Source organism: Bacillus sp. S4, assembly GCF_040838205.1.
Classification (GTDB): domain Bacteria; phylum Bacillota; class Bacilli; order Bacillales; family Bacillaceae_G; genus Bacillus_A; species Bacillus_A cereus_U.
The window spans coordinates 1-3,071 of sequence record NZ_JBFPJI010000362.1 but is presented as its reverse complement, the minus strand read 5'-3'; the positions used below and the strand labels follow the sequence as shown (position 1 = coordinate 3,071).

Here is a 3,071-nt window from a genome sequence, read left to right as displayed (position 1 = left end):
ATTTATTCGCTTCAGTTCGTGATGTTGTCGGTGGTCGTGCTGGTGCTTATGAAAGTAAATTAAAAGAAGCACGTGATATTGCAATGGACGAAATGAAAGAACTTGCAAGACAAAAAGGTGCTAATGCAATCGTTGGTGTTGACGTAGACTACGAAGTTGTTCGTGATGGTATGTTAATGGTTGCTGTAAGCGGTACGGCTGTACGTATATAATAAGATAGAAAACAGGCTCTCCCCGTAAAGTGTATATGCTTTACGGGGATTTTTTTGTTGAGAAAATTTTGGGAGTATACCCACAAGGCCGCTTGTACACATGTAATCTCAAAATAACATGCATAATTTCATTTAAGTCCGTATTTAAACATCTTGCAAAAGCGGTAAATAAATGTACACCGAGGTTCCTACTCCAACTTTACTTGTTATACAAATTCTGCCCTGATGACTTTCAATAATTTTGTAACTAATCATTAAACCGAGACCTGTTCCTTTTTCTTTCGTACTATAAAAAGGTTCAGCAAGTTTTGCAATTCTTTCTTCCGGAATACCAATCCCCTCATCTGAAATACAAATTTCCACCTCATTGTTACTTACTTTCTTAGTGGTAATGATTATGTCTCCCCCATGTGGCATTGCTTCAATCGAATTTTGTAAAATATTGATAAACACTTGTTTTAATTGTTTTTTACAACAATCAATATATACAACGTCAGGATCCGTTTGGAATGTGACATGAATATTTGTCATAATTGCCTTTGTATTAATTAATGATACAACGTTTTCTAAAATTACATCGATGCTCTCTTGTTCAAAAGAACATACCTCAGGCTTAGCAATCGATAAAAATTCATGAATAATAGATTCAATGTGCTCAATTTCAGAAAGTATGAGTTGAAAATATTTTGATTCATGTTTCATTTGTATCTCTAATAATTGTATAAATCCTTTAATAACAGTGAGTGGGTTTCGCACTTCATGTGCAACCCCTGCAGCGAGTTGACCGACAGTAGCTAATTTATCTGATTTATTTAATAGTTCCGCTGTCTTTTTCCGCTCTGTAATATCGCGAACCATAACCATCACTTTATCTTTTAATAGCGGTAAACATCGTGCTTCAAAAAAGTAAATACTATTATGCATGAGCAAGGAGTAATCTACAATTTCTATGGAATTATTCTGCTGTACCCTTGCAATTGCTTCTTGTAGCTGCAGGGCAACATCTAAAGGTAACACATCCTGAAATTTTTTATACATAAATTGTTCGGCAGGTACATAAAATCTTGATGGACAGCCAGCTTTATAATCAACGATTACTCCGTCAAGTCTTGTTAAAAAACATAAGTCTGGAAGTGCTTTAAAAATTAATTCTAACTCTGAAGATTTTTCTATAAGTTTCTCTTCTACCTGTTTCCGATGCGTGATATCAATACCAACTGCCCAGTGACTGTATCCAGGAACAGGGAATTCTTCTGAAAGGTTTGACCACAGGATTGTTTTTTCATCACCGTTTTTACAAGTAAGTGTCATTTCCCAATCACGAAATTTTTTACCGAGTTCAGAAAATCCATGAAGTAACTGGTTCCGATACGTTTCATCTGGATAAAGTAGTTCTAACGCGCAAGGATTGTTAATAATTTCAGCGGCACTATAACCTGTTACAAGTTCACACTCTCGGTTCCATATGACAATATTCCCTTCTTCATCACAAGCATCAACCATAACGGGCATGTGGTGTAAAATCGTATATAATTTTTCAGCAGGGATAGATTGATCTTCCTGCAATTGCTGTAATGTATTCATTCCTTTATTCGTTATAATCGTTGCAAGGGATTTAAAGTATATAGTGCAAGATTCAATACTATCTTTAGGCGACAAAATCACAAAATCACCAATTGTATTTTCATTGAATATAATAGGGACATGAATTTTTGTATGTAAATGTATATCAGAGGACGGTGTGCCGTAATGAAATATGATTCCTCCGTTGCAATCAAGCAGCTGATGTGAAATCTGTGTTAAAAGATAAAAGTGTTCTGCCATAGTTTGTATTTCTGTTACGTCAATAATCTCGGTCAGTTTGTACATATTCTCTCACCCCTATGTATGTAAACATGCATATGTGTTATTTTTTTAATTTTCTTAGTTTTTCTATTATACAAATTAAATGTGTCGAGGTACACAGAAAAGAGGGGTTATTTTAATTTTCAAATGATTCCCGTCAATTTTTCATAAAAATGCTTTCCAAAAACTCACCTTAAAAACTATGTCCCTGATAGGTGCTTTTTTGAATTACTACCTCAACTATCATAAACAATAAATGCAATCTTTACAGAAAAAAAACAACTTGGACAAGGACAAGTTGTTTTTTTCTAAAGGGCACAGCAAAGAAAGAGTGGAGGAAAAAATGCATACACACATGTCAATGATGTAAAGCAAACTAACGAATGAAACTAAAAATTCCGACAATTATATCGCTAAGGGTTTTTGTATACTCTTTCTTTGTAATTATAAGTCTAGCATGAAAATAAAAATAAAACAACAAAAATATACAATTTTCTGTTAAATTCGACATTTTTTCGCGAGTTACCATTTCCACATTAAGCATCAGTTACTAAAATATTTATTTTTTAAAGGTATTTAGGTATTAATAAAATTTACATAATACCTATTATCGGTAACTATGTAAACCTAAAAATATTCTTAAAGACTGCTTTTTTTCTGTCCCATCTTGAAAAGATTCTGGATTTACACGTATCTCGGCTGACCCCATATCCATCGACTTAAGAGTTTTTAATAGACCATAAACCCAAATCCTCCTTTTTCTACACCGACCTTTTACATATAGGGGTCACCATACATGCCCATCAAGCTAAGGTTAGGTATACCATGAACTTCCATTCTTGTTGCCTACATGCTTGATATTTTGTTTATTTGTTTTTAAAATACGCATACCAAATAAACCTTGATAAGGTGTATTTTTAAAGATTATGCAGTTTTCTGCTTCAGATTGGATATAGTACACTGATAAACGACACCTAAAATATCAAAGACTGTCTTTTTCTCATATCGATGGGA

Annotated in this window: 2 protein-coding genes; one reads left to right on the top strand and one right to left on the bottom strand. The window is 33.6% G+C overall.

Annotated elements, in window-relative coordinates; genetic code table 11:
* The coding region (locus AB3X48_RS20080) for a heavy metal-binding domain-containing protein (RefSeq protein ID WP_367959861.1) at nucleotides 1-212 on the top strand (212 nt) is incomplete at its 5' end.
* A gap of 144 nt (nucleotides 213-356) precedes the next feature.
* Here AB3X48_RS20080 and AB3X48_RS20075 read toward each other — a convergent pair.
* A complete protein-coding gene (locus tag AB3X48_RS20075) occupies nucleotides 357-2,081 on the bottom strand; it encodes a PAS domain-containing sensor histidine kinase (protein ID WP_367959860.1) in 1,725 nt (574 codons plus the stop codon).
* Nucleotides 2,082-3,071 lie beyond the last annotated feature (990 nt).